The 18,622-nt window shown below is 71.3% G+C and carries 20 protein-coding genes and 1 pseudogene; 17 read left to right on the top strand and 4 right to left on the bottom strand.

All coding sequences use genetic code 11. The features are described from left to right. Window positions 1-22: 22 nt before the first annotated feature. Entirely contained in the window at window positions 23-2,023 is a 2,001-nt protein-coding gene (locus J7E89_RS14240; RefSeq protein WP_214973436.1) for an LpqB family beta-propeller domain-containing protein, read from the top strand. After that, window positions 2,020-2,964, top strand: a complete 945-nt coding sequence (locus tag J7E89_RS14245) for an LD-carboxypeptidase (RefSeq protein ID WP_214973438.1) — start codon at window positions 2,020-2,022, stop codon at window positions 2,962-2,964. Before J7E89_RS14240 ends, J7E89_RS14245 begins: the two co-directional genes overlap by 4 nt. A 22-nt stretch (window positions 2,965-2,986) precedes the next feature. Here J7E89_RS14245 and J7E89_RS14250 read toward each other — a convergent pair whose 3' ends face one another. Further along, entirely contained in the window at window positions 2,987-3,481 is a 495-nt protein-coding gene (locus tag J7E89_RS14250; RefSeq protein ID WP_374196819.1) for a DinB family protein, read from the bottom strand. Between the two features lie 194 nt (window positions 3,482-3,675). On the opposite strand from J7E89_RS14250, the gene J7E89_RS14255 reads away from it, so the two are divergent. The 3 genes from J7E89_RS14255 to J7E89_RS14265 all read left to right on the top strand — a co-directional run bounded on the left by J7E89_RS14255 (window position 3,676) and on the right by J7E89_RS14265 (window position 8,259). After that, complete coding sequence (locus J7E89_RS14255; protein ID WP_214973442.1) at window positions 3,676-5,490, top strand: alpha/beta fold hydrolase; 1,815 nt, start codon at window positions 3,676-3,678, stop codon at window positions 5,488-5,490. 51 nt (window positions 5,491-5,541) lie between these two features. Further along, window positions 5,542-6,084: a GNAT family N-acetyltransferase gene (locus J7E89_RS14260; RefSeq protein WP_214973444.1), complete on the top strand. Its 543-nt coding sequence runs from the start codon at window positions 5,542-5,544 to the stop codon at window positions 6,082-6,084. A 189-nt stretch (window positions 6,085-6,273) separates the two neighbouring features. Continuing rightward, the gene (locus J7E89_RS14265) at window positions 6,274-8,259 is read left to right on the top strand and encodes a DUF5107 domain-containing protein (protein WP_214973446.1); all 1,986 of its coding nucleotides are present in this window, start codon (window positions 6,274-6,276) and stop codon (window positions 8,257-8,259) included. A gap of 15 nt (window positions 8,260-8,274) precedes the next feature. Here the strand turns inward: J7E89_RS14265 and J7E89_RS14270 are convergent, their stop codons facing one another. Beyond that, a complete protein-coding gene (locus tag J7E89_RS14270; protein ID WP_214973448.1) occupies window positions 8,275-8,628 on the bottom strand; it encodes a VOC family protein in 354 nt (117 codons plus the stop codon). A 287-nt stretch (window positions 8,629-8,915) separates the two neighbouring features. Next, on the bottom strand, window positions 8,916-9,725 hold the full coding sequence (locus tag J7E89_RS14275) for a class I SAM-dependent methyltransferase (RefSeq protein WP_214973450.1): 810 nt from the start codon (window positions 9,723-9,725) through the stop codon (window positions 8,916-8,918). A gap of 137 nt (window positions 9,726-9,862) precedes the next feature. On the opposite strand from J7E89_RS14275, the gene J7E89_RS14280 reads away from it, so the two are divergent. The 12 genes and pseudogenes from J7E89_RS14280 to J7E89_RS14335 all read left to right on the top strand — a co-directional run bounded on the left by J7E89_RS14280 (window position 9,863) and on the right by J7E89_RS14335 (window position 18,327). Beyond that, on the top strand, window positions 9,863-10,297 hold the full coding sequence (locus J7E89_RS14280) for a phage holin family protein (RefSeq protein ID WP_214973452.1): 435 nt from the start codon (window positions 9,863-9,865) through the stop codon (window positions 10,295-10,297). Between the two features lie 105 nt (window positions 10,298-10,402). Next, window positions 10,403-11,764 carry an NAD(P)/FAD-dependent oxidoreductase gene (locus tag J7E89_RS14285; RefSeq protein WP_214973454.1) on the top strand — a complete coding sequence of 454 codons (1,362 nt, stop codon included), beginning with the start codon at window positions 10,403-10,405 and terminating at the stop codon, window positions 11,762-11,764. A gap of 15 nt (window positions 11,765-11,779) precedes the next feature. Continuing rightward, complete coding sequence (locus tag J7E89_RS14290) at window positions 11,780-13,636, top strand: transketolase (RefSeq protein WP_214973456.1); 1,857 nt, start codon at window positions 11,780-11,782, stop codon at window positions 13,634-13,636. A gap of 168 nt (window positions 13,637-13,804) precedes the next feature. After that, window positions 13,805-14,718: pseudogene (gene ligD / locus J7E89_RS14295) on the top strand (non-homologous end-joining DNA ligase). 72 nt (window positions 14,719-14,790) lie between these two features. After that, complete coding sequence (locus J7E89_RS14300; protein WP_214973458.1) at window positions 14,791-15,144, top strand: gas vesicle protein; 354 nt, start codon at window positions 14,791-14,793, stop codon at window positions 15,142-15,144. A gap of 54 nt (window positions 15,145-15,198) precedes the next feature. Next, complete coding sequence (locus J7E89_RS14305; RefSeq protein ID WP_214973460.1) at window positions 15,199-15,633, top strand: gas vesicle structural protein GvpA; 435 nt, start codon at window positions 15,199-15,201, stop codon at window positions 15,631-15,633. After that, window positions 15,630-16,346, top strand: coding sequence for a GvpL/GvpF family gas vesicle protein (locus J7E89_RS14310; protein ID WP_214973462.1), 717 nt, complete (start codon window positions 15,630-15,632; stop codon window positions 16,344-16,346). Before J7E89_RS14305 ends, J7E89_RS14310 begins: the two co-directional genes overlap by 4 nt. A gap of 21 nt (window positions 16,347-16,367) precedes the next feature. After that, window positions 16,368-16,604, top strand: a complete 237-nt coding sequence (locus J7E89_RS14315) for a gas vesicle protein GvpG (RefSeq protein WP_214973464.1) — start codon at window positions 16,368-16,370, stop codon at window positions 16,602-16,604. Window positions 16,605-16,623: 19 nt separating this feature from the next. Then, window positions 16,624-16,965 (top strand): gas vesicle protein, encoded by a 342-nt coding sequence (locus J7E89_RS14320; RefSeq protein WP_214973466.1) that lies wholly within the window; start codon window positions 16,624-16,626, stop codon window positions 16,963-16,965. Further along, window positions 16,962-17,798, top strand: a complete 837-nt coding sequence (locus J7E89_RS14325) for a GvpL/GvpF family gas vesicle protein (RefSeq protein ID WP_214973472.1) — start codon at window positions 16,962-16,964, stop codon at window positions 17,796-17,798. Before J7E89_RS14320 ends, J7E89_RS14325 begins: the two co-directional genes overlap by 4 nt. Beyond that, window positions 17,795-18,004, top strand: coding sequence for a gas vesicle protein (locus J7E89_RS14330; protein ID WP_214973473.1), 210 nt, complete (start codon window positions 17,795-17,797; stop codon window positions 18,002-18,004). Before J7E89_RS14325 ends, J7E89_RS14330 begins: the two co-directional genes overlap by 4 nt. A gap of 5 nt (window positions 18,005-18,009) precedes the next feature. Further along, on the top strand, window positions 18,010-18,327 hold the full coding sequence (locus J7E89_RS14335; RefSeq protein ID WP_214973477.1) for a gas vesicle protein K: 318 nt from the start codon (window positions 18,010-18,012) through the stop codon (window positions 18,325-18,327). A 64-nt stretch (window positions 18,328-18,391) separates the two neighbouring features. Here J7E89_RS14335 and J7E89_RS14340 read toward each other — a convergent pair whose 3' ends face one another. Next, complete coding sequence (locus J7E89_RS14340) at window positions 18,392-18,562, bottom strand: hydrophobic protein (protein WP_214973479.1); 171 nt, start codon at window positions 18,560-18,562, stop codon at window positions 18,392-18,394. Window positions 18,563-18,622 lie beyond the last annotated feature (60 nt).

An 18,622-nucleotide genomic window follows, 5' to 3' on the forward strand; every position in this document is an offset into this window, starting at 1 on the left:
CCTAGCAGGGGAGTTGGAAGGCATGGTGCCCACAGGGACGTACGGAAGCTGGCCGTCACCGATCGACGCCGACCTCGCCGCCTCGCACGACGGGCACCCGGAGTACGTCGGCGTGATCGGCGACGAAGTGTGGTGGACGGCGCCGCGCCCGGCCGAGGGCGGCCGGCGCGCGCTGATGCGCCGGCGGGCGGACGGCGGCGAGGAATCGGTGCTGCCGGCTCCCTGGAACGTACGCAGCAGGGTGATCGAGTACGGCGGCCAGCCCTGGGCCGGGGCGGAGCGGGAGACCGGCGGGCCGCTTGTCGTCTTCGTCCACTTTGCCGACCAACGGCTCTACGCGTACGAACCCGACGTGCCCGGCGCCGAACCCCGGCCGCTCACCCCCGTGTCGGCGGTCGGCGGCGGGCTGCGCTGGGTCGACCCGCAGCTGTGCATGGACCGGGGCGCGGCCGGCGAAGTGTGGTGCGTACTGGAGGAGTTCACGGGCGCGGACCCCACCGACGTACGGCGCGTCATCGTGGCCGTACCGCTCGACGGCTCAGCCGCCGGCGACCGCGCCGCAGTACGCGAACTCTCCGACGGCGCGCACCGTTTCGTCACCGGGCCGCAGGTCTCACCCGACGGGCGGCGGGTGGCCTGGATCGCCTGGGACCATCCCCGGATGCCCTGGGACGGCACGGAAGTGATCCTCGCGGACATCGACGCCGAGGACGGCACCTTCCGGGCGCCCTCGCGCCTGGCCGGCGAGGTCGACGAGGCGGTCGCCCAAGTCGACTGGACGGCCGACGGACAGCTGCTCTTCGCCGGCGACCGCAGCGGGTGGTGGAACCTCTACCGCGCGGACCCGCGCGGGGAGACCGTGGCGGCGTCGCTGTGTTCCCGCCCCGAGGAGTTCGGCGGGCCGCTCTGGAAGATCGGACTGCGCTGGTTCCACCCGCTGGACAACGGCCTGGTCGCCGTCATTCACGGCAGCGGCACCACCGCGCTGGGCATCCTCGACCCGGAGATGGGCGAGGTCGTCGACTCCGCGGGTCCCTGGACCGAATGGGCGCCCACCCTCGCCGTGCACGGCGACAGGGTCGTCGGAGTCGCCGCCAGCCCGCGCAGCGCGTACGAGGTGATGGAGCTCGACACCGGAACCGGGCACACCCGGGTCATCGGATCCGCGCACGACGACCCGGTGGACCCCGCCTTCTATCCCGAGCCGCAGATCCGCGTCTTCACCGGGCCCGACGGCCGCGACACCCACGCCCACATCTACCCGCCGCACAACCCCGGCCATATCGCGCCCGCCGACGAACTGCCGCCGTACGTGATCTGGGCGCACGGCGGACCGACCGGGCGCGCCCCGCTCGTACTCGACCTGGAGATCGCCTACTTCACCTCGCGCGGCATCGGGGTCGCCGAGGTCAACTACGGCGGATCGGCGGGGTACGGGCGCGAGTACCGCGACCGGCTGCGCGAGCAGTGGGGCGTCGTGGACGTCGAGGACTGCGCCGCGGTCGCCGTCGCCCTGGCCGAGGAGGGCACCGCCGATCCGCGCAGGCTCGCGGTCCGCGGCGGCAGCGCGGGCGGCTGGACCGCGGCCGCCTCGCTCACCGCCACCGACGTGTACGCCTGCGGCACCGTCATGTACCCGATCCTCGACCTGGCGGCCTGGGCGACGGGCGAGACCCACGACTTCGAGTCGCGGTACCTGGAGAGCCTCGTCGGGCCGCTCGCGGCGTACCCCGACCGCTACCGCGACCGTTCGCCCGCCCACCAGGCCGAGCGGATCACCGCGCCCTTCCTGCTGCTCCAGGGACTCGACGACGTGATCTGCCCGCCCGTTCAGTGCGAGCGGTTCCTGGAGCGCATGGCGGGGCGCGGCATCCCGCACGCGTACATCGCCTTCGAGGGGGAGGGGCACGGCTTCCGCAGGGCCGAGACGGTGGCCCGCGCACTGGAGGCCGAACTGTCGCTGTACGCACAGGTGTTCGGCATTGACCGCGACGATGTGCGCCGTCTGGAGTTCACCAAATGACTTCTGCGCCCCTCGGATCGCTGACTCGCCCCGCGCGACTGCGACCGGGGGCACGAGTCGCCGTCGTGGCTCCCAGCGGACCCGTACCCGGGGAGCGGCTCGAAGCGGGACTCGACATCCTGCGGGGCTGGGACCTCGATCCGGTGGTGGGCGCCCATGTGCGGGACACACACCCGGAGTTCGGTTACCTCGCCGGCTCGGACGAGGCGCGGGCCCGGGACCTGGAGGAAGCCTGGTGCGACCCGTCGGTCGACGCGGTGATCTGCGCGCGGGGCGGCTACGGCGTGCAGCGCATGGTGGACCTGCTCGACTGGGCGGCGATGCGCGCGGCCGGGCCCAAGGTCTTCGTCGGGTACAGCGACATCACCGCACTGCACGAGGCGTTCGCCGTACGGCTCGGCCTGTCCACCCTGCACGGTCCGATGGTCGCCACCATGTCCTTCCTCAAGGACGCCCGCACCCAGGACTCGCTGCGCGCCACCCTCTTCGAGCCCGAGTCGGTCACGACCCTCGGGCTGGCGACGGCTCGCGTCATGGTCCCGGGCCGGGCGCGCGGCGTCACGCTCGGCGGCTGCGTCAGCCTGCTCGCCGCAGGCCTGGGCACGCCGGACGCACGGGCCGGCGCCCGCGGTGGTCTACTGCTCATCGAGGACATCGGCGAGGAGGCGTACCGGCTGGACCGGATCCTGACCCAGCTGCTGCGGTCCGGCTGGCTGGACGGCGTGGCGGGCGTCGCCCTCGGCTCCTGGGAGGAGTGCGGCCCGTACGAGCAGGAGGTGCGGACGCTGCTGTACGACCGGCTGGGCGCCCTGGGGGTGCCGGTCGTCGAGGAACTGGGCTTCGGGCACTGCGCGACCGCACTGACCGTGCCGCTTGGCGTGCCGGCCGTACTCGACACGGACACGCGCACCCTCACCCTCGACGAGCCCGCGCTGCGTTGAGACACACCTGGCCGCCGGATGGTCAGGCCGGCGGGTGGTCTCCCGTCGCCCCGTCGATGAGCTCGCGGAGGATGTCCATGTGGCCCGCGTGCCGCACGGTGTCCTCCAGCATGTGGATGAGCACCCAGCGCATCGACACGGTGTTGCCCGACCACGAGGTGCCCAGTGTGTCGAGGTCGAGCTCGGCTATGGCCAGGTCTGCGGCGGCGCGCGCACGGCCGTAGAACTCCACGATGTCCGTGGTGGACTCGGTGTCGGCGACGGTCATGTCTTCTTCCTTGAACGGATCGAACCAGAGCGGTTCGCTCTCGCGTCCGAACGTCGTACAGAACCACCCGTACTCGACGCTCGCCAGATGCTTCACCAGACCGAGCAGATTCGTCCCCGACGGGGTCATGGGCCGGCGCAGCTGCTCGTCGTCCAGGCCGTTCAGCTTCCACAGCACGGCATCACGGTGCCGGTCCAGGCTGACCTGGAGACTTTCCTTCTCGCCGCCGGTGAACGGCACTCGCTTCATCGTCATGCCCGGAACCTAACAGCCGGGTCTGACACCACTTCTGCGCTCCGCCGTCCGGCCCAGCCGCCGTCATCTTTACTGACTCTCCATCAACCACCCGTGTATGAATGGTTGACAGCGGTGTGACACGTGTCACAGCATGTCCGGCGCAAATACTTACCGGTCGGTAAGGTGCCCTCAGTGTGGAGGTCCGCATGTCCCGTCGCTGTCGCCGTCGCCGCCCTGTGTCCGTGTCCGTGTCCTTGTCCCGCAGACCGTTCGTCCTGGCGGCCGGTGCCGCACTCGCCGCGCCACTCGCCCTCACCGCTCCCGGGCAGGCGGCCGCGACCGGCGAATACACCGTCACCCCACTGAAGTTCACGGTGCAGGCGGGCGACAGGAAGTGCACCGTCGACGCCGACCTCTACCGCCCCGCCGGGGTCGACAAGGCCCGCCCCGCGCCCGCCGTCCTCACCACCAACGGCTTCGGCGGCAGCAAGGCCGACGGCTCCACCGACGGCATCGCCAAGGCCTTCGCCACCCGCGGCTACGTCGCCCTCGCCTACTCCGGCCTCGGCTTCGGCATGTCCGGCTGTCCCATCTCGCTCAACGACCGGGAGATCGACGGCAGGGCAGCGTCGGGCCTGGTCGACTTCCTGGGCGGCACCCGCGCGGCCGACGACGGCACGCGGGCCGACTACGTCGTCAAGGACGGCGCGGGCGATCCGCGCCTCGGGATGATCGGCGGCTCGTACGGCGGCACGATTCAAATGGCCACGGCCGCGAACGACCGCCGCTTCGACGCCCTCGTGCCCCTGATCACCTGGAACGACCTCGCCTACTCCCTCAGCCCCAACAACGCGACGAACGACGGGTCCGTTCCCGGCGCGTACAAGTACCAGTGGACATCCGGCTTCTTCCTCATGGGCGAGGCGCAGGGCCTGCTCAACCCCGGTCTCGACCCGTCCCGGATCGGCGGCGGAGGCTGCCTGCACTTCGTCGCCAAGGCGTGCGAGACCACCCGGCTTCTGGCAACCGGCCGCTACCCCGCCGACCGCACCGCCGCGATGATGGCCTACGCGCGCAGCGTCTCCCCGGCCTCGTACCTCCACAGGGTCAAGGCGCCCACGCTGATCGTCCAGGGCCAGGCCGACACCCTCTTCAACCTCAACGAGGCGGAGGCGACGTACAAGACCCTCAAGGCCCAGGGCACCGAAACCCGCATGATCTGGCAGTCCTGGGGCCACAGCGGCGGTCTCACCAACCCCGCCGCCGGCGAACTCAACCTCGCCAAGGGCAACCTGGAGACGAGTTACGTCGGCAAGCGCATCCTCGCCTGGTTCGACCGCTACCTGCACGGCAAGAAGGGCACCGACACCGGCCCCGCCTTCGCGTACTACCGCGACTGGCAGAGCGGTTACGGCACGGCCGCCGCGCCGCCGGCCCTGTCGCAGAAGGTCTACCTCTCCGGCGACGGCAAGCTCGTCGACAACCGGTCGAAGGTCGTGCGCGGTACGCGTGAGTACCGCAACCACCCGCACCCCACCAGCCACTCCGATAACTCCCTGTCCGGCCTGTTCGGCCTGCCCGACCGCAAGCCCAGCGACACGCCCGGCACCTACCTGGGCTGGTCCACGAAGCCGCTCAAGGCCCCGGTGGACGTGGTCGGTGCGCCAAAGGCGACGCTCAAGGTCGTCTCGCCGAAGACCGAGCGCGTGCAGAACTCCGGTGACGCCGCCGACAAGCTCGTCCTCTTCGCCAAGCTGTACGACGTCGCTCCCGACGGCACGAAGACGCTCGTGCAGCGTCTGGTCGCGCCGGTCAGGGTGCCGGATGTGACCCGCCCCTTCACGGTCTCGCTCCCCGGCATCGTGCACCGGTACGAGGCGGGGCACCGGCTGGAGTTCGTCGTCGCGGCGAGCGACGACGCGTACTACGGCAACCGCGGCATCAAGCCGGTGACGGTCACCAGCGCCCCGGAGGACACCGGCGTCCTGGAGCTCCCGGTGATCAGGGGCTCGCTCGGCTGACGCCGCGCGGCGGCTGCTTCATGGGGCGTCGCCCGGAAGTAGCCTGGCCGCATGTCTGAGAGCGTCGTCCACCTTGCCCAGGGGCCGCGTGTCGCCCTGCGGCACTTCGGCTACGCCGACGCCGACGAGTTCACCGCGCGGGCGCGCGAGAGCAGGAGCCTGCACCACCCGTGGCTCTTTCCGCCGGACCAGCCGTCGGCGTACGCCGCCTACGCGGGTCCGCTCATCGAGGACCCGACGAGGGTCGGCTACCTGGTGTGCGAGCGCTCCGACGGCAGCATCGCGGGCTTCATCAACATCAACAACATCGTCGGGGGCGGTTTCCTGTGCGGTGCGCTGGGTTACGGCGCGTTCGCGCACGCGGCGGGGCGGGGGCTGATGAGCGAGGGGCTCGGGCTGGTCCTGGACCAGGCGTTCGGGCCCCTGGGGCTGCACAGGCTGGAGGCCAACATTCAGCCCGGGAACGAGGCGTCCATTGCGCTCGTCCGCAGGGCCGGGTTTCGGCTGGAGGGGTTCTCGCCGGACTTCATCCACATCAACGGGGCGTGGCGTGACCACGAGCGGTGGGCGATCACGGTGGAGATGCGCGACTGAGCCTCTGCGACCTTCTGGCCGTGCCCTGCGGGGCTGGATGGTGCGGCCGAATCCAGCCCCTCCGGAGTTTGAGGACATGCCCGCAGGGCGCGGCCAGTGCAGGACCCCCTGGTCAGGGTGGCGTCCGGCGTGATCCGATGGGGATCGGGCGCCGGTGGACGGCGGCCCCTGTGAGGGAGTGAGGCTGCCTTGGCCACGACCGTGCGACGTGCCGTACTGACCCTGCCCGCCGCCCCATTGGGGCCGGAGAACCCCCTTCCAGGGCTCCGCCCCCTCGACGAGCAGCACTTCATCGACGAGCGCTCCCGCGCAGGTCTCCCGCGCGACATGGCCCGTCAGGTCGGATACGAACCGCTGCGCACCCTCCTGCCGGTACGCGTCCTGGACGGCTACGGACGCGAGCGCACGCAGACGGACCTCGACGCGATCGTCATCGAGAACGACCGCCTGCGAGCCACCGTGCTGCCGGGACTCGGCGGGCGCGTGCATTCGCTGTTCCACAAGCCGACCGGACGCGAACTCCTCTACCGCAACCCGGTCTTCCAGCCCGCCGACTTCGCGCTCAACGGTGCCTGGTTCTCCGGCGGACTGGAGTGGAACATCGGCGCCACCGGGCATACGACGCTGTCCTGCGCCCCGCTGCACGCCGCGATCGTCCCCGCCCCCGACGGCGGCGACATGGTCAGGCTCTGGGAATGGGAGCGGCTGCGCGACCTGCCCTTCCAGGTCGACCTGTGGCTGCCGGCCGACTCCGACTTCCTGTACGTCGGCGTACGGATACGCAACCCGCACGAGCGGACCGTCCCTGCTTACTGGTGGTCCAACATCGCGGTTCCCGAGGACGAAGGGACCCGTGTCCTCGCCCCGGCTGACGAAGCCTGGCACTTCGGGTACGAGCGCAGCCTGCGGCGCGTCCCTGTCCCGGAGTCGGGCGGCGACGGTGTCGACCGTACGTACCCGTTGCGCGGTGACTACCCGGCGGACTACTTCTACGAGGTGCCGGAGGACGCCCGCAAGTGGATCGCGGCGTTCGACGCCGACGGCCGGGGACTCGTCCAGACCTCCACCGACCAACTGCGCGGCCGCAAGCTGTTCCTGTGGGGCGCGGGGCGCGGCGGGCGGCGCTGGCAGCAGTGGCTGACCGAGCCGGGCACCCCGGGGTACGCCGAGATCCAGGCCGGCCTCGCCCGTACGCAGCTTGAGCACGTACCGCTGGAGGCGGGAGCCGAGTTCAGCTGGCTGGAGGCGTACGGTCCGATGGCCGCCGACCCCGGGGTGGTCCACGGTGAGGACTGGGCCGCTGCCCGCGCGGAGGCCGACGGCCGGCTGGAGGACGCGCTGCCGCGGGCGCGGGTGGACGCGGCGTACGAGGCGTGGCGGCCGTACGCCGACCACGAGCCGGGGGAGTCGCTCGCGACCGGCTCCGGGTGGGGCGCGCTGGAGGTTCTGCGCGCCGGATTCAAGCTTCCCGGCACGCCCTTCGGCGAGGCGACGCTCGGGGAACAGCAGGAGCCCTGGGTGGAGTTGCTGCGCAGCGGTACGTTTCCGGACGCCTCGGGCGAGGCGGCCCCGCCCGGGCCGTCCCTGGTGGCGCCGCACTGGCGCGACATGCTGGAGACGGCGCCGGCGGAGCCCCTCACCGAGTACCACCTGGGCGTCGCCCAGTGGCACGCGGGTGATCTGGCGCAGGCGGTGCGGAGTTGGGAGCGTGGCCTTCAAGTGAGCCGGTCGCGCTGGCCGTTGCTGCGCTGCCTCGCTGTCGCCGACCGGGACGCGGGCAACGTGGGGCGCGCCGCCGATCACTATGCCGAGGCGTTCGAAGAGCTCTGCCGGGTGCGGCGCGACCGTGACGGCGAGGCGTGGGCGGCGGCGACGGCTGCTCTGGGGCGCGAGGCGATCGCCGCGCTGCTGGCGGCGGGGCGGGCGGATGCGGCGCGCACGGTCTGGGACGCGCTGCCTCCCGCCCTGCGGGGGAGTGGCCGCTTCCGGCTCGTCGAGGCTCAGCTCCTCGTCGCCGAGGGCGACAAGGAGGGCGCCCGCGCCCTCTTCGACGCCGGGTTCGAGGTGCCGGACCTGCGGGAGGGCGCGGAAGTTCTGGGCGAGGTGTGGGCGGCGGTCAGTGACGAGCCGTTGCCTGACGCGTACGACTACCGGATGCGGCCGGGGGTGGAGTAGGGCGCTGATGCCTGATCAGGTTGCCGCGCGCCGGTCGACGTACTCGAAGACCGAGCCGTCGGGGTGCGCGGCGATCAGGTTGCGGCCGACCGGGGTCGGGACGGGGCCGGCGATGATGCGGGCGCCGGCGCCGGTCAGGGCTGCGCCGGCCTCGTCGACGTCCTTGACGGCGATGGTCGCCGATACCTTGCGCAGCACTTCGAGTTCGGACTCGGGGCCGCTCATGAGGAGGAAGCAGCCGACTGCGGCGACGGAGACGCCGCCGCGCTCGAAGCGCAGGGCGCGGGTTCCGGTGAGGCTTTCGTAGAAGGCCACCGTGGCCTCCAGGTCTTCGACGCAGATGCGCAGCGTGGTTCCGAGGATCTCCATGGTGATCAGGGTAGTTGGTGCGCGGTCGGGCCCTGCGGGGCTTTCCCCTCCCCGCCCCTTCCCGCTGTGACATTTTGCGGCTGCGCCGCGTGAGGGGCGCTGCTCCAGGCCCCGCTCCTCAAACGCCGGAGCGGCTGGATAGTGCCGCGTTACGGCAACTTTCAGCCCGTCCGGCGTTTGAGGACCACGCCCGAAGGGCGTCCCGGGGTATGGGGCTTGCCCCCAGCTTCGGGAAGGGGCGGGTAGGGGAACAGCCCCGCAGGGCAAAAGTCACGCACCCCGCGCCCTCACGCGCGGCACAGCACCTCCCCGTGCGGCACCATGAACCACGCGTCCTCCCGGCTGCCCCACTCCCGCCACGCCCCGGCGATCGCCGACAGGTCGTCCGGCGTCGCGTGGCCGCCGGCCACTGCCAGTTCGGCGTACACGGATGCCGTCGTACGGTCCGCCCAGAGGCCGCTCCACCACGCCCGCTCGTCCGGCGTCGCGAAACACCACGCCGCCGCCGACGCCCGCACATCCGTGAAGCCGGCCCGCCGCGCCCAGGACAGGAGCCTGCGGCCCGCGTCCGGTTCCCCGCCGTTCGCGCGGGCCACCCGGCCGTACAGCTGCTGCCACTGCTCCATGAGCGGTACCTCGGGGAACCACGTCATGGCGGCGTAGTCGCTGTCGCGTGCGGCGACGATGCCACCGGGGCGGCACACGCGCCGCATCTCGCGCAGCGCCCGCACCGGATCACCGACGTGCTGGAGTACTTGATGCGCGTGGACCACGTCGAAGGAGTCGTCGGGGAAGTCGAGCGCGTGGACGTCGCCCACCGCGAACTCGACGTTCACCAGGCCTCGTTCCGCCGCCACCTCGCGCGCCCGCACCACGACGTCTTCCGCCGCGTCCACCGCAGTCACCCTGCCCGGGGCGACCAGCGCGGCCAGGTCCGCCGTGATGGTGCCGGGGCCGCAGCCCACGTCCAGAACGTCGAGCCCCGGCCGCAGTTCGTCCAGCAGGTACGCCGCGGAGTTGGCGGCGGTACGCCAACTGTGCGAGCGCAGCACCGACTCGTGGTGCCCATGGGTGTAGACGGCGTTCTCCTGCTGCATGGCCGGACTCCTTCTCCCTCGAAGCGTGAAGCGGTACGCCGTACGTTACGCCGCCATGCCGGAATGTGAGACGTAAATCTTGGGATGTGAGACGAGAGGTGGAGAGTACCGGCGGGCGGGGCGGGTACTCGCCGCCCATGGATACGAACCTGTCGCAACAAGTCGCCCAGGTCGTCCGCGACACCCTCAAGGACGAGCTGCGCGAACAGACCAGGAAGCAGCGCCGCACGGCGCGCCTGTACACCGGAGCCGGAGCGGCCGCGCTCTACGGAGGTGCGGCGGCCACCGCGTTCCTCGTGCTCGTACTGGACCTGGCCCTGCCCGCGTGGGCGGCCGCGATGGTCGCCGGAATCCTGCTCTTCGGGCTGGCCGTGGTGCTCAAGCAGCAGGCCGCCCGCCCCGGCAGCAGTGGTACGCGCGCCGCCGAGCCCGGCGCCCCCGCCGTGCCGCCGGTCACCCCGCCGGGCGGCATCCCCTTCGGCACCCCGCCGGTGCCGCCGGCACCTCCCGCCGCCCCGGCCCCCGGGGAATCCGCCCCCGGTGAATCCGAGGCGCCGGACCGGCGAGGCTGACGCTCCCCAGGGCGTCGCCGGGAAACCCGCGCCCGGTGTTTGGCCCCCGGCCTCAGGGGCACCGGGAAGGTCCACCGCCACCGCCCCGCCTACGAGGTGAACGCAGTGACCCGTAACCGTCCCCGCATAGTCATCGTCGGAGCCGGTTTCGCCGGCCATCAGGCCGCGAAGACCCTCTCCCGGCAGCTCCGGGACAACGCCGAGATCGTTCTTCTCAACCCCACCGACTACTTCCTCTACCTTCCCCTTCTGCCACAGGTCGCCGCCGGCATCCTCGAACCCCGCCGCGTGACGGTCTCGCTCCCGGGGACGCTCCCGCGCGTACGGCTGGTCCTCGGCGAGGCGGACCACATCGACCTGGCGGCGCGGCGCGTGCACTACACCGGGCCCGAGGACGACACGGGCGAGCTGGAGTACGACCGGCTGGTGCTGGCCGTCGGCAGTGTCAACAAACTGTTGCCGGTGCCCGGCGTCGCCGAGCACGCCCACGGCTTCCGCGGTCTGCCCGAGGCCCTCTACCTGCGGGACCACGTGACCCGCCAGATCGAACTGGCGGCCGCCACCGGCGACCCGGACGAGTGCGCCGCGCGCTGCACCTTCGTCGTCGTCGGCGCCGGCTACACAGGGACCGAGGTCGCCGCCCAGGGCAAGATGTTCACCGACGCCCTCGTCCGCAAACAGCGCTCCTGGCGGCACGCCGGGCACAAGCCGCGCTGGCTGCTGCTCGACATCGCGCCGCGCGTCCTGCCCGAGCTGGACCGGCGGCTGTCGCAGACCGCGGACAAGGTGCTGCGCGGACGCGGAGTCGACGTACGGACGCAGACGTCCGTCAAGGAGGCCACCCACGAAGGGGTGCGGCTGGACGACGGGGAGTTCGTCGATACGAGGACGCTGGTGTGGTGTGTCGGCGTACGCCCCGATCCGCTGGTCTCCGAGGTCGGTCTGCCCGTCGAGCGCGGACGTCTGCTCGTCGAGCCCACACTCAACGTGCCCGGGCATCCGGAGGTCTTCGCGTGCGGCGACGCCGCCGCCGTGCCCGACCTCACCCGGCCGGGGCAGTACACGCCCATGACCGCGCAGCACGCCGCCCGGCAGGGAAAGGTCGCGGGCCGCAATGTCGCCGCGTCGCTCGGCCACGGCGAGCAGCAGCGGTACCGGCACAACGACCTGGGGTTCGTCGTGGACCTCGGCGGGGTCAAGGCCGCCGCCAACCCGCTCGGCGTTCCCCTGTCCGGCCCGGTCGCGGGTGCGGTCACCCGTGGCTACCATCTTGCCGCCATGCCGGGGAACCGGGTGCGGGTCGCCGCCGACTGGATGCTCGACGCCGTACTGCCGCGCCAGGCTGTGCAGCTGGGCCTCGTACGGTCCTGGTCGGTCCCGCTCGACACGTCCGCGCCGGAGCTGGCCAGGGTTGGCGGCGGCCGGCCCGACCGACCCAATGGGGCCGACCGACCCGGCAAGGAGTGACCCCCAAGGAGTGACATGGACAGCGAACAGCTCATCCAGCTCGGCCAGCAGCTGAGGGTGGACGCGGTACGGGCCGCCGACGCCGCCCAGTCCGGCCATCCGACCTCCTCGATGTCGGCGGCGGACCTCGCGGCCGTACTCCTCGCCCGGCATTTGCGCTACGACTTCGGCCGGCCCGACCACCCCGGCAACGACCGCCTGATCCTGTCGAAGGGGCACGCGTCACCGCTGCTGTACGCCCTGTACCGGGCGGCCGGCGCCATCGACGACGAGGAACTGCTGACCTACCGCCGGCGCGGCAGCCGTCTCGAAGGGCACCCGACGCCCAGGCTCCCCTGGGTCGACGTGGCGACGGGCTCGCTCGGGCAGGGCCTGCCGGTCGGTGTCGGAGTGGCGCTGGCGGGCAAGCGGCTGGACCAGGTCCCGTACCGCGTATGGGTACTCAGCGGCGACAGCGAAATGGCGGAGGGATCGGTGTGGGAGGCCGTCGAGCACGCGGCCGACCAGCACCTCGACAACCTCACCCTCGTTATCGACGTCAACCGGCTCGGGCAGCGCGGCCCCACCCGCCACGGCTGGGACCTCGGGGCGTACACCCGCAGGCTGCACGCCTTCGGCTGGCACACCATCGAGGTGGACGGCCACGACGTCGATGCCGTCGATGCCGCGTTCAACGAGGCGCGTTCGACCACGGGGCGGCCCACCGCCGTCGTCGCGCGCACGCGCAAGGGGCGCGGTGTCGCAGCCGTGGAGGACAAGGAAGGCATGCACGGCAAGCCGCTGAAGGACGCCGAGAGCGCGATCGAGGAGCTCGGCGGGCCCCGGTTCGTCCATGTGGAGGTACAGAAGCCGCACAGTGCGCGGAGCGTGAACGGCACCCGGGGCGGGCAGCTGAAGCTGCCGGGTTACGAGAAGGGCGACGAGGTCGCCACCCGGAACGCGTACGGCGAGGCGCTCGCCGCGCTCGGATCCGCGCGCGGCGACGTCGTGGCCCTCGACGGCGAGGTGAGCGACTCGACCCGGTCGCAGTTCTTCGCGAAGGAGCATCCGGACCGGTTCTTCGAGTGCTACATCGCGGAACAGCAGCTGGTCGCGGCGGCGGTCGGCATGCAGACACGGGGCTACGTCCCGTACGCCTCGACCTTCGCGGCGTTCCTGACCCGCGCGCACGACTTCGTACGGATGGCCGCGGTCAGCCGGGCCGGCATCAACCTGGTGGGCTCGCACGCCGGGGTCGCCATCGGCGAGGACGGCCCCTCCCAGATGGGACTCGAAGACCTCGCCCTCTTCCGCGCCGTACACGGCAGCACCGTCCTGTACCCCTGCGACGCCAACCAGACGGCCAAGCTCGTCGCCGCGATGGCGCAGGGCGACGCGCAGAGCCGGGGCGTGCGCTACCTGCGCACCAGCCGGGGCGCCACACCCGTCATCTACGGGCCCGACGAGGAGTTCCCGGTCGGCGGCAGCAAGCTGCTTCGCTCCGGCGACGACGACAAACTGACCCTGCTCGCCGCGGGTGTGACGGTCCACGAGGCGCTGCGCGCCGCGGACCTGCTGGCGCAGGACGGCCTGCCGGTCCGGGTCGTCGACCTGTACTCGGTCAAGCCCGTCGACGAGCGCGCCGTCCAGACGGCGGCGGAACGCACCGGCTGTCTGGTGACCGTCGAGGACCACCATCCGCAGGGCGGCCTGGGCGACGCGGTCGCCGAGGTGTTCGCCGACGGACGGCCGGTGCCGCGCCTGGTCCGCCTGGCCGTGGGGAACATGCCCGGCTCGGCCACCGAGCAGGAGCAGCTGCATGCCTCGGGAATCGACGCCGACTCGATCGCGGCCGCCGTGAAGCTCCTGGCGGAGAAGGTGATCGTACGGTGAGAGCGCGGCGGGGCGTGGGTGGCGGGGTGCCCTGAACACCCCGCCACCCTCCCCGCGCCGTGCGGGCACGCGGGGCCGGCCAGTGACGGGCGGCCCCGCGCTCGCGCCTGTGCGCCGGCGGGCGGTCGCGTGCGTACGAGGCCGGAGCGAGCCCAGGAGAGAGTGACGATGAGCGATACCATGACCGGGAAGGCCGGCAACCGCACGGTGACCGTCCACCGGCCCGGGAAGGTGCTCTTCCCCGACTGCGGCCTCACCAAGGCCGATGTCGCCGACTACTACCGGCGGGTGGCGGCGTTCACGGTGCCCCAGCTGCGCGGCCGGCCGCTGATGCTGGAGCGATGGCCCGACGGCACCGAAGGCCCGCGCTTCATGCAGAAGGACACCCCCGCGCACTACCCCGAGTGGGTACGCCGGGTCCAGGTCCCCAAGGAGGGCGGCACGGTCACGCACACCGTCTGCGACAACAGTGCCACCCTCGTCTTCCTGGCCGACCAGGCGTGCCTCACGCTGCACCGCTGGCTCGCGCGCGCCGGCCGTATCGAGCGGCCCGACCGGCTGATCTTCGACCTGGACCCGCCCGGGGACGACTTCCCCGCCGTACGGGAAGCGGCGCACCGGCTCGGCGAGCTCCTCGATCAGCTGCGGCTGCCGTCCACGCTCATGACCACGGGTTCCAAGGGCCTTCATGTGATCGTGCCCTCGACGGGAACACCACGTTCGACGACTCCCGCGCCTTCGCCAGGGAAGTCGCGGAGATCCTTGCCGCGCGCCACCCGGACGAGCTGACCACGGCCGCACGCAAACAGGCCCGCGGCGACCGGCTCTACCTGGACGTCGGGCGCAACGCCTACGCCCAGACGGCCGTCGCCCCCTGGTCGCCCCGCCCCAAGGAGGGCGCACCGGTTGCCGCGCAGGTCTCCTGGGAGCAGCTTGACGACAAGCAACTCACGGCGCGCACCTGGTCGTTGACCGACATCGACGGCGTACTGGAGCAGGCCCGCACGAACCCCTGGGCGGGTGTGTCCTCCAGGGGCCGCGCGCTGGGCCCCGCGCGCAGGCGCCTGCGCGCTCTGCGCTGACCGGACGCCACGCATCGGAGCGGCGCGGCGTTTGGAACCGGCGTCATGGGTTACCCGATGTCGGAGGCTGCCATGGCAAATACATCCGATACGTCCGACAACGCACCCAAGAACAAACAGAGTTCACAGAATTCGCGGAGTTCGCAGACGAAGGCGGAAAGCCTGCCGGGCCCGATGGATGTCCTGCGCGGCGCGCGGGCGCAACTCGCGGAGCTCACCGGCATGGAGGCCGAGTCGGTGTCCTCCTTCGAACGCATGGAGGACGACGGCGGCTGGATGTTGCGGATCGAGGTCCTCGAACTGGCCCGGGTCCCCGACACGATGAGCCTGCTCGCGTCGTACGAAGTCACCCTCGACGCCTACGGAGCGCTCACCGGCTACCGGCGCGCCCGCCGCTACGAGCGCGGCAGGGCGGACCGTTCGTAACCGCAAGTTCAGACCAATCCCAGACCAACCCAACACTAAGGAGGGCCGGTCGGCATGACCGTAGTCCCGGCACAGCAAGGCGGAGGTGGCGGCGGTACCAGCGGCCTCTACGACGTCCTGGAACTGGTCCTCGACCGAGGGCTCGTCATCGACGCGTTCGTACGTGTCTCCCTGGTCGGCATCGAAATCCTCAAAATCGACATCCGCGTCGTGGTGGCGAGCGTCGACACGTACCTGCGCTTCGCCGAGGCCTGTAACCGCCTCGACCTCGAAACCGGCGCCAACAAGAGCCCCGGACTCCCCGAGATCGTCGGTGACATCACCGAGTCAGGCGCCCGCGGCAAGTCCAAGGGCGCACTGTCCGGAGCCGCGGAAACCATCTCGGGCGCGTTCAAGCAGGCCCGCGGTAGCGGTGACGAACAGCCGGAACCGAAGTCGAGTTCCCGGCGCAGCACCACCGCGTCCCGCCGGAAGGAGGAGCAGGAGTGAGTACGTACGTCTACGGCATCGCACGCGCAAACCACCCCGAACTCCCCGACCCGACGGGCGGAGTCGGCGACCCGCCGATGCCCGTACGCACCCTCAGGACCGGCGAACTGACCGCCCTCGTGAGTGACGCCCCCGAGGACCTCAGGCCCAAGCGCCGCGATCTGCTGGCCCACCAGACCGTGCTCGCGGACGCCGGCGCCGAGGGCGCCGTGCTGCCGATGCGCTTCGGAAGCCTGTCGGCCGACGACGAGTCCGTACGCACGGTGCTCGCCGAACGCGAGAAGCACTACCTGGAGCGGCTCGACGCACTCGACAACAAGGTCGAGTACAACGTGAAGGCCACGCACGACGAGGAGGCCGTCCTGCACCAGGTGCTGGCGGACGACGCCGAACTGCGCGCGCTCAACGAGGCCAACAGGGCGGCCGGCGGCGGAACGTACGAACAGAAGCTGCGGCTCGGCGAACGCGTGGTGGCCGCCGTGCAGGACCGCGAACGGCGCGACGGCGAACTGGTGCGCCAGGCCCTGGAGGCAGCGGCGGGATCCGTCAGCCCCGGGCCGGAGAGCAGCGGCTGGCTGGCGAATGTCTCCTTCCTCGTCGACCGCGACCGCACCGCGGAGTTCGTGGAGGCGGCCGACGCGCTGCGCAAGGAGCACCCCCATCTCGTGCTCCAGGTGAACGGCCCACTGCCGCCGTACAGCTTCGTGGAGTGACGAGGAAAGGAGCGAGCAGCTATGGGCCTCCTCGGTGAGCTGCTGCTCCTGCCCGTGGCCCCTGTCCGCGGCACCGGCTGGGTGCTGCGGCAGGTGGTCGCGGAGGCGGAGCGGCAGTACTACGACCCGTCGGCCATCCAGCGCGAACTGTCCCTCCTGGAGCGGCGGCTCGAAGCGGGAGAGATCGACGAGGCCGAATTTGACCGCCGGGAGGACGAACTCCTCGACCGGCTGGAGAAGAGGAACCCGACGACATGAACAGAAGCCCGAGCCGCCGATGACGACGCCGAACAGACTTCCCGACCCGTACGCTTCCAATGGAAGCGCGAATCTCGCGGACATTCTTGAGCGCGTACTGGACAAGGGAATCGTCATCGCCGGAGACATCAAGATAAATCTCCTCGACATCGAACTCCTCACCATCAAACTGCGCCTCATCGTCGCTTCCGTCGACAAGGCGAAGGAGATGGGCATCGACTGGTGGGAGGACGACCCGTCTCTTTCCTCCGGCGCCCGTCGCCGTGAACTGGCCGAGGAGAATGAGCGGTTGCAGCGGCGCGTCGCCGATCTGGAGGCCGCGTCGTCGCCCGCTCTCGAAGAGCGCGAGGACCAGGCATGAACGAACTGCGCTATGTATACGCGGTCACCCGGCCCTTCGACGGAGTTCCCCCGGAAGGCGTGCGCGGCCTCGACGGTGAGCCACCCCGGCTGCTGCGCCACGGCGACCTCGTCGCCGTGGTCAGCCGGGTGCCGGCCGACGACTTCGCCGAGGCGCCGCTCAAGCGGCACCTGGAGAGCCTCGACTGGCTCTCCGCCACCGCCCGCACGCACGAGGCCGTCGTCGGCGCCCTGACGGCTGTCACCTCGCCCGTGCCGCTGCGCCTGGCCACTGTGTGCGTCGACGACAGCGGCGTACGCGGACTGCTCGACGCGGGGCACGACCGCTTCGTAGAGACGCTTCAGCGGCTGGAAGGACGGGTCGAGTGGGGCGTCAAGGTGTACGCCGATCCGGAGCCGGAGCCGGAGCCGGAGCCGGAGCCGGAGCCGGAGCCGGCCGAGGAACCGCAGGCGCCGGCTCCCGCGACCGGCCGTGACTACCTGCGCCGGCGCCTCAGCCGCCGCCAGGCACGCGAGAGCGTATGGGAACGCGCCGAGACCCTGTCACGCACGCTGCACGCGGAACTCGCCCTTCGCGCACAGGCCGCTGTCCTGCACCGCCCGCAGGACTCCCGGCTCTCCGGGACGCCGGGGCAGAACATCCTCAACGCGGCGTACCTGGTGCCGCGCGAGCGCGGCGAGGAGTTCGCGACGGAGGTCGGCCGGCTCACGCCGAAGGACCCGGGCGTACGGGTGGAACTCACCGGCCCCTGGGCCCCGTACTCCTTCGCGGGGCATGCGGGGCATGCGGGGCATGCGGGGCAAGTGGGTCAGGAAGCGACACCCGGACCATGACGACGCCGCAGCCACCCGACACCGCGCCCCTCGCCCAGCGCCAACTCGCCCTCGTGGACCTGCTGGACCGGCTGCTGGCCGGCGGAGTCGTGATCACCGGTGACCTGACCCTGCGCATCGCCGACGTCGATCTCGTACGGGTCGACCTCAACGCCCTCATCAGCTCCGTCAACGTCGACGTGCCGTCCCCGTTCGAGGAGGAGTAGTCCGCATGACCCCCGAAGCCACTGGGACCACACAAACCACCGAAGGCCGCCGCCGGGTGGAGCTCGACGCCGACACCGTCGAGCGCGATCTGGTCAAGCTCGTCCTGACGGTCGTGGAGCTGCTGCGCCAGCTGATGGAACGCCAGGCGCTGCGCCGCGTGGAGACCGGAGACCTCAGCGAGGAGCAGGAGGAGCGGATCGGCATGACGCTGATGCTGCTGGAGGACCGGATGGACGTGCTGCGCACCCGCTTCGGCCTCGAACCCGAGGATCTCAATATCGACCTCGGGCCGTTGGGGCCACTGCTGCCCAGAGGTGAATAGGAAAAAGAGGCAACAGAAGCGGGGCGGCGGCCCGAAGGCCGCCGCCCCGCTTCTGTTGCCTCTCCTACCATCGATACCAACGGGACCTGCCACCCGTGGCCGATGTGCTTCGCATCAGGAATCCCAGAAGCCAGATGACCAGGACCGCGATGGCGATCCACCAGAGAATCTTCACCGCGAATCCGGCACCGAAGAGAATCAGTGCGAGAAGTAGAACCAGCAGGATGGGAACCATAGTGTGCACCTCCTGAATGCGCGAGTTCCCGGATTTCGTACTCATACACCGAATACGCTG

This window comes from Streptomyces sp. ISL-100, assembly GCF_018614615.1.
Taxonomy (GTDB): domain Bacteria; phylum Actinomycetota; class Actinomycetes; order Streptomycetales; family Streptomycetaceae; genus Streptomyces.

Coding starts and splice junctions, on each gene's coding strand:
- J7E89_RS14240 (WP_214973436.1), top strand. CDS start 23: ATGGTGCCCACAGGGACGTACGGAAGCTGGCCGTCACCGATCGACGCC.
- J7E89_RS14245 (WP_214973438.1), top strand. CDS start 2,020: ATGACTTCTGCGCCCCTCGGATCGCTGACTCGCCCCGCGCGACTGCGA.
- J7E89_RS14250 (WP_374196819.1), bottom strand. CDS start 3,481: ATGAAGCGAGTGCCGTTCACCGGCGGCGAGAAGGAAAGTCTCCAGGTC.
- J7E89_RS14255 (WP_214973442.1), top strand. CDS start 3,676: ATGTCCCGTCGCTGTCGCCGTCGCCGCCCTGTGTCCGTGTCCGTGTCC.
- J7E89_RS14260 (WP_214973444.1), top strand. CDS start 5,542: ATGTCTGAGAGCGTCGTCCACCTTGCCCAGGGGCCGCGTGTCGCCCTG.
- J7E89_RS14270 (WP_214973448.1), bottom strand. CDS start 8,628: ATGGAGATCCTCGGAACCACGCTGCGCATCTGCGTCGAAGACCTGGAG.
- J7E89_RS14275 (WP_214973450.1), bottom strand. CDS start 9,725: ATGCAGCAGGAGAACGCCGTCTACACCCATGGGCACCACGAGTCGGTG.
- J7E89_RS14280 (WP_214973452.1), top strand. CDS start 9,863: ATGGATACGAACCTGTCGCAACAAGTCGCCCAGGTCGTCCGCGACACC.
- J7E89_RS14290 (WP_214973456.1), top strand. CDS start 11,780: ATGGACAGCGAACAGCTCATCCAGCTCGGCCAGCAGCTGAGGGTGGAC.
- J7E89_RS14300 (WP_214973458.1), top strand. CDS start 14,791: ATGGCAAATACATCCGATACGTCCGACAACGCACCCAAGAACAAACAG.
- J7E89_RS14305 (WP_214973460.1), top strand. CDS start 15,199: ATGACCGTAGTCCCGGCACAGCAAGGCGGAGGTGGCGGCGGTACCAGC.
- J7E89_RS14315 (WP_214973464.1), top strand. CDS start 16,368: ATGGGCCTCCTCGGTGAGCTGCTGCTCCTGCCCGTGGCCCCTGTCCGC.
- J7E89_RS14320 (WP_214973466.1), top strand. CDS start 16,624: ATGACGACGCCGAACAGACTTCCCGACCCGTACGCTTCCAATGGAAGC.
- J7E89_RS14325 (WP_214973472.1), top strand. CDS start 16,962: ATGAACGAACTGCGCTATGTATACGCGGTCACCCGGCCCTTCGACGGA.
- J7E89_RS14330 (WP_214973473.1), top strand. CDS start 17,795: ATGACGACGCCGCAGCCACCCGACACCGCGCCCCTCGCCCAGCGCCAA.
- J7E89_RS14335 (WP_214973477.1), top strand. CDS start 18,010: ATGACCCCCGAAGCCACTGGGACCACACAAACCACCGAAGGCCGCCGC.
- J7E89_RS14340 (WP_214973479.1), bottom strand. CDS start 18,562: ATGGTTCCCATCCTGCTGGTTCTACTTCTCGCACTGATTCTCTTCGGT.